A 6,056-nucleotide genomic window follows, 5' to 3' on the forward strand; every position below is an offset into this window, starting at 1 on the left:
ACCTGTTCCTGATCGGCAACGATCACAAAACGCGCACCACAGTGGTCCAGCACATAGGCCATTTCGTCTGCTGCCGCGTCGGAATAAAGCGGAACAGGAATAGCACCGACAGATTGTGCCGCGACCATCGCCCAATAAAGATAGGGACGGTTGCGGCCAATGATGGCAACGAAATCGCCCTCGGCGACGCGAAGGTTTAGCAAACCAAGCGCAAGCGCCTCGATCTCTTTTTCGGCTTCAGCCCAAGTCCAGCTTTGCCAGATACCGAACTCTTTTTCGCGGTATGCAGCTTTGTCAGCAAACTTGGTTGCGTTGCGGTGCAATAGCGCTGGAACGGACGTTAGTCCGTCAACGCCTGTCGACGTCTGTGTCAATGATGTCTCCTCCCGATGCACGCTTTTGGCGTACTGGCCGCTTTGTGCGACTCGCTACCCTAACCGTGCCGAAAAAACCTTGAACGTCAAATTTGTCTGTAACTTTTCTGAAATCTAACGAATTGTAACAGCACCATGTTGGGGCTTTCCGCGACCTGCCGCGCGGTGCTAGCCATAGGCGTATGAACCGTACACGCAGCCATGACGCAATGATCGCAGCTGGCCTGAATCTTATACAACAGGCCATGTCGATTTTTGACTCGGACCTGCGATTGGTTTTAATCAATCGCCCGATGCAGCACATGTTCAACTTGCCGACACCACTGGTACAGCCAGGCGTTAGTTTTGACGAAGTTATTCGCTATCTCGCCGAACGCGGGGAATATGGCGAAGTGAACGATCTGGACGACTTTGTCACCGCACGCGTCAAACTCGCCCGTGCATTCGAAGCACATTACATGGAGCGCACCCGTGCCAATGGTCGCGTAATCAGCGTAGAAGGCGCGCCGCTGCCCGACGGTGGCTGGGTTACGGTTTACACAGACATAACAGAAACCAAGCAGCAAGAGACGCTGCTGCGCGCGCGCTCTGAGGTCCTGAGCGAACAAGTCCTTGCGCGCTCGGAAGAGCTGGCTTCAACCAACCGCGCCCTGGCTTCCAGCAACGCGGCGCTGGAAGAAACCAAGCACCAACTGACCAAAATGGAAGCGCGCACGCGTTTGACCACACAGATGATGCCGGCCCATATTGCGCATATAGATCTGGAAGAGCGCTACACCTTTTCAAATCGCCGACTGCGCGACGTAATGCCGGGCGGAAGCGACGAAATTGTAGGCCTCACAGCGGCCGATGCCCTTGGCGCGCCGACTTATGCTGTCATAGGGCCACATATAAAGCGCGCCTTTAACGGTACGCCGTCAGTCTTCGAGTTTACTCATCAACCCAGTTCCCGCCGCATCCGCGTGGCCCTGACACCTGATAATGACAAAACAAGCGTTCAAGGTGTCTATGTCCTGTCCATGGACATTACCGAAGAAACGCAAACCCGCGTTGCGCTTCAACAGACCCGGCGGCGCGAAATGGCAGCCCAGCTAACCAGCGGTCTGGCGCATGATTTCTCGAACCTTTTGACAATTATCCTTGGTATGCAAAGCAAGTTAGAGCGCATGCCAAACCTACCGAGCGAAGCCGATCATTTGATCTCTGCCACCCTCGCAGCCGCGCGCCGTGGCGGCGGTCTGCTGCATCGGATAGCGGACATGACAGGCCCGCGCAGCTTTCGCCCCGTAGCGATAAAACTGTCGTCTTTCCTGAATGAACTGGCAACAATGGCCAACCCGACCCTTGGTCAGGATCACAGCTTGAAAGTCGTCCAAGACGCGCCCGATGGCACGTTCAACATTGATGCGGGCATGTTACAGGACAGTCTTTTGAACCTTATCCTGAATGCGCGCGATGCAACGCCGCCGGGCGGACATATCACATTGACTGCAAGGGCTGTCCAAGACACCTGGCTGGAACTGGAAGTCGCCGACTCTGGCCCCGGATTTTCGGAGAAAGCGCTGAAAAATGCGTTGCAACCTTTCTTCACCACAAAAGGCGGTGAAGGTTCGGGGCTTGGCCTTGCCATGGTCTATGACATGACAAAACTGGCAGGCGGAGACGTGCGTCTTTTCAACGATAGCGGAGCGCATGTTGTATTGCGCCTCCCGCTCCGTCCTGCCGAAATCCAGCTTCCCCCGGGGCTTGTCCTGCTGGTTGAAGACAGTGAGGAATTGCGAATGTCGATCCGCGATATGCTTGTCGCTCAGGGGCATTTGGTGCTTGAAGCGACAAGCGTTCACGAAGCTGAAACGCTGCTCGCGACGGTGCATGATATCGCCTATGTGTTGTCTGACATCCACCTGAGCGGCGCACGCACGGGCCTTGACCTTGTGAAGCTGACCGATCGCCCCATGACGTTGATGACATCGCTCCCGACCAGCGATCCTTTGCACCAAAGCGCAGCGGCGCGCGGTGCCTTTCTGCAAAAGCCTTTCACGGCCGAGGCCCTGCGCGCGCAACTTGCCAAAGCCGCGCTCAAGGAGACACCACAATGAGCGATCAACCTCTGGTTACAATCCTTGATGATGAACCTGAAATCCGTCAAATTCTGTCCGAAACGCTTGAGGACGCTGGTTTTCGAACCCTCAGCTTTGGGCGCGCGCGCGAATTTGAGGCGGCTCTGCGCACAATGACGCCAGATGTCTGCCTTGTTGATCTGTCCCTGCCCGATAAAGACGGCTTAACACTGGTTCATCGCCTCGCGCTGGAGCAAGGTGCCATCGTCATCATTATTTCAGGTCGCGCGCAGGTTCAGGACAAGGTTACAGGTTTGGAACTGGGCGCAGACGACTACATCATCAAGCCTTTTGACCCCAGCGAGGTTGTCGCGCGCATCCGTGTGCGCCTGCGTAAAAGCAAACCCAAAGGCACAACATCCAACACCGCCTTTTTCTCTGGCTGGACTGCGCGCTTTGAACGCTACGTTCTGGAAGATGGTAAAGGCGAGGAAACGGCGTTCAGCCACGCCGAGGGCGAAGTCCTGCGGCTTTTCCTAGAAAGCCCCAAGCGCCTGATATCGCGCGCGCAGATGCAGGATATGCTCGGCGGCGGTGCCGGCGAAAGCTTTGATCGGGCGATGGATGTACGCATTTCCCGACTACGCACAAAGCTGCGCGAAGATCCTAAGAACCCTCAACTTATCAAGACGATTTATGGCGCTGGCTACATCTTCCTTGGTGACGTGGAATGGCGCTAGGCAGGCTCGTACAACAGCGCTGCCAGATCATCAAACCGGGCGTTCGGTTCTGATAGCCCCATAACAGCTGCACAAATTTCCTTGGCCCTAGCATCGCCCACAACGGGGGAAGCAAAGCTGAAGAACTTCTCCTGAATATCCTCCGCGCTGAACGGTTCCTCCGCGCCGCCGCGTGCATGAACAAGACCGCTTTCCAGCACGCGCCCATCATTAAGCGTAACAATGACATCCGCCGTACGATGCTGCGGGAACAACGCATTGTGCTGCTCTGAAATCACAACCTCGGTCTTCTCCAACATCGCCTTAACGCGGGCGTCCTTTAGCCCATCACCGCTAATCTGCGCCAAGCCGATCTGCCCCGCAACGAGCATCTGCGCGAGCGCAAAACCCAGTGAATACTGCGCCTGTGATGTGGTTTCCGGCATACCGCCGAACAAACACGCGCTTTCTGCGAACGTATTGATCTGTACACTTGCAACATCACTATGTGTGAATCCATGCGCTGCCTTCAACGCGCGAACTGCGTCTATTGGCGCATGCGCCCAGCGGCAGATCGGATAGGGTTTCACGTATTGCTCGGTCATGATCCAGCGGGTGCCAAGGTCACTCCAATGCAAGGCAACATCGTCGCCCTCCAGCGTGATGGCAGGTGCCCCTGTGAATCCCCTTTCGGCGAGCACAAGCGCAGAAATACCCGCCATGGCACCCCAGCCAGACCCATCGTGCAACATGGTCGGGTTTGCAATCTCGCGCATCATTTGGCTGCGCGGTCCATGATACTCTGCAATCCCCAGCGCATGCCTGAACTGCGCATCACCAAGCCCCCGCAAACGGGCCCCAAGCGCAACGACACCCAATGCATTCCACGCGCCTGACGTGTGATAATCGCAGGCAGTTCCATGCAATCCAAGCCCCGCGCGCCCGGCAACTTCATATCCGACGATCAACGCACCCAGCGCATCTATACCGCTTAGATCATTCTGTTGCTGTGCCAAGGCCAACAGCGCCGGAACGACGGCACACCCGATATGCCCCTTGTTCGGATTGAACCCGTCGTGCGCATCCAGATTATCGGTCTGCGTCGCAATAGCATAGGCCGCCCCAGCAAGACTAACCGCGCGCCCATCCATTAACATCCTTGCGCGCATATTCGGCGCATCAGAACCATAAAGCGCAGCGGCCGTGTCACGCGCAATTACGCCTGCCTCCATCGGGCCGGACGCAACCGCAATTCCCAGTGTATCCAGCAACAGCAGCGCAGCCCATTTTCGCGCGGCCTCTGGCATTTCAGAAACGGATCGCCGCAATGAAAACTCTGCTGTCGCTTGAAATGAATTCTGCATGATTATCCCTCATCGTTCTTTCGCAGCTTGGCATCCAGAAACACGCCGTCTGGCCTAACTACGTCCGAAAATATCCTGTTTCGCCCAGCCCATGCTTTGAAGTTCCTATCCTGATAAGCTATCGCTAGCGAAATAACCAAATTCGGAAAACGCCATGGGAACCAATGACAGCGGGTGTTGCCCAGGAAAAAACAACCTTGTCGGACAAGCACCGCACCACATCTACCGCGACGCGGCACTTGCTGTGACGCAAGCGGATCGGGCAACCCGCGATCGATTGTACAACCGCCTTGTTGAAATTCCGGGGGGTATCTTTGAAATGGGTGCACGCAAATCTACATTTCCATCCGATCTTGATAGCCCACGCGCTAAAGTTAAAGTTTCACCTTTTCTGATCTCGCAATACACGGTCACGAATGAAGACTTCGCCGAATTTGTCGCCGATACAGGATATGTCTCCGTGGCAGAGCGCGAAGGTTGGAGTTTTGTCTTTCATCTTTACCTCACTGACCCCAAATCATGGCCCGTTTCCCCCCCCGGCCTACCATGGTGGCGCAAGGTTGATGGTGCCTATTGGGCGGCACCCCAAGGGCCAGAAAGTACGTGGAAAGATATTGCCGATCACCCAGTCGTGCATATCACGTGGTCGGATGCGCTCGCCTATTGCACCTGGGCTGGATTGCGACTGCCTTGGGAAGCAGAGTGGGAACGCGCCGCACGCGGAGGCCTTGCACGGATGAAGTTTCCTTGGGGCAATGCAATGATTCCCGGCGGCGTCCACAAGATGAACACGTGGCAGGGTAACTTCCCCAATGAAAATACTGCTGACGACGGTTACGCTGGCACCGCTCCGGTGAATAGTTACGAGCCCAACGGCTTTGGCCTATTCAATATGACAGGCAATGTCTGGGAGTGGGTAAACGACTACTTCGGCCCCGTGCCAATCGCATCAAATCGCCCGATCACAAATCCAACTGGCCCAAGCGAAGGCGACTGGCGCGTCCAACGGGGCGGCTCACACTTATGCCATGTCAGCTATTGCGACCGCTATCACGTTCATTCACGCAGCTCGAATGATCCCGATAGCTCTACTGGCAACTGCGGCTTCCGCGTGGCCGCATCGATTCGAAATACAACTTGGTGACCCCGGCAGGATTCGAACCTGCAACCTGCCCCATAGGAGGGAACCGTTCATAGCGTTATTCCTTCTTTGATTTCTGCTGCTTGGGTGTTTGTACAGGGTCGTCCTGTACATGGTTTGTACGAAAACGGGCTCTGACATCGGCCTCATCCGTCTCTGCATGGGCATAGATGCGCATGGGCAAATTAGGGTCTGACCAGCGACCGGCCTTGGCCGCCGTGACTGGATCAACGCCTTGGCGCACGACCAATTCAGTGAAAAAGCCATGCCTTCCTGCTGGGTGTGCTGAAAGGTACGGGATGCCCGCGCGCTTGCAGATCGTCTTCCAGCGGTTGTTGTAGCCGGTGGAGCTTCCGTATCCAAAGACCCGGGGCGACAGCAGTTGCCCTGTCTTGAGG

The 6,056-nt window shown here is 56.0% G+C and carries 5 protein-coding genes and 1 pseudogene; 3 read left to right on the forward strand and 3 right to left on the reverse strand.

The genetic code is table 11. The features are described from left to right. Positions 1-374: AMP-binding protein (locus tag WBC85_RS08840; protein WP_424435479.1), on the reverse strand; the 374-nt coding region annotated here is incomplete at its 3' end. A 182-nt stretch (positions 375-556) separates the two neighbouring features. Between WBC85_RS08840 and WBC85_RS08845 the strand changes: the two genes are divergently transcribed. Both WBC85_RS08845 and WBC85_RS08850 read left to right on the forward strand, forming a co-directional pair. After that, positions 557-2,473, forward strand: coding sequence for a PAS-domain containing protein (locus WBC85_RS08845; protein ID WP_424435482.1), 1,917 nt, complete (start codon positions 557-559; stop codon positions 2,471-2,473). After that, a complete protein-coding gene (locus WBC85_RS08850; RefSeq protein ID WP_424435485.1) occupies positions 2,470-3,174 on the forward strand; it encodes a response regulator transcription factor in 705 nt (234 codons plus the stop codon). Before WBC85_RS08845 ends, WBC85_RS08850 begins: the two co-directional genes overlap by 4 nt. Here the strand turns inward: WBC85_RS08850 and WBC85_RS08855 are convergent. Next, complete coding sequence (locus WBC85_RS08855) at positions 3,171-4,517, reverse strand: MmgE/PrpD family protein (protein WP_424435488.1); 1,347 nt, start codon at positions 4,515-4,517, stop codon at positions 3,171-3,173. The genes WBC85_RS08850 and WBC85_RS08855 overlap by 4 nt on opposite strands. Positions 4,518-4,671: 154 nt before the next feature. Here WBC85_RS08855 and WBC85_RS08860 point away from each other — a divergent pair, with 154 nt between their 5' ends. Continuing rightward, positions 4,672-5,661: a formylglycine-generating enzyme family protein gene (locus tag WBC85_RS08860; RefSeq protein ID WP_424435491.1), complete on the forward strand. Its 990-nt coding sequence runs from the start codon at positions 4,672-4,674 to the stop codon at positions 5,659-5,661. A 55-nt stretch (positions 5,662-5,716) separates the two neighbouring features. Here the strand turns inward: WBC85_RS08860 and WBC85_RS08865 are convergent. Beyond that, positions 5,717-6,056: pseudogene (locus tag WBC85_RS08865) on the reverse strand (site-specific integrase); the annotation flags it as partial.

This window comes from Planktotalea sp., from assembly GCF_049680325.1.
In the GTDB taxonomy this organism is placed as follows: Bacteria; Pseudomonadota; Alphaproteobacteria; order Rhodobacterales; family Rhodobacteraceae; genus Planktotalea.